Origin of the sequence: Halopelagius fulvigenes, from assembly GCF_042662625.1 — an archaeon.
Classification (GTDB): Archaea; Halobacteriota; Halobacteria; order Halobacteriales; family Haloferacaceae; genus Halopelagius; species Halopelagius fulvigenes.
In genome coordinates, this window is sequence record NZ_JBHSXH010000010.1 from 1 (window position 1) to 612 (window position 612).

The window sequence follows — 612 nt, forward strand, 5'->3', positions numbered from 1 at the left end:
ACCTTAACCCAGCTCTGGGTTGTCTCCCTCACGGACCACAAGCTTACCCCGCAGTCCGGACTCCCAGCTTCGACGGCGTGTGCAAGTTCGGAGTTCGACAGGGTGGCCGACTCCTCTCGGAGGCGGGTCACCCAATCGGTCGCTCTACCTCGCACACTACCTCTGCTGAGGTCATGCTTCGACATGTTTCGGCTGGAACCAGCTGTTGCCGAGTTCGATGGGCCTTTCACCCCTACGCGCAGGTCACGGGAGGGTATTGTAGGACACCAACCCTAACGGACCTCCACGCACCTTTCGGCACGCTTCGTCCTGCCCCCGCGTAGATCACTCGGTTTCGGGTCGCACCCGATTGACTCCCCGCCTTTGAGGACGGCGGCCCTCGTCTTCAGAAGAAGACTGCGGCCATGTCGGTTTCCCTGCGCCTTCCCGGATGATCCGGTTAGACTTGCCAATCAAGTGCACTCCCTGGTTCGTTTTTCAAAACGTACGACGGGACACCGGCTTCCTTCAATTCCTACTGCACTCTCGCGAGTGGGTCGTTTTCTGAGGGACCTTGTATGCCTCGTCGCTCTATCGCCAGCTGATTTCAGGCCCTATTGCACCGCCCTGTTC

At 59.5% G+C, this 612-nt stretch carries 1 rRNA gene; it reads right to left on the reverse strand.

What is annotated here, in order from left to right:
- A 23S ribosomal RNA gene (locus tag ACFQEV_RS07970) occupies window positions 1-612 on the reverse strand; the annotation flags it as partial.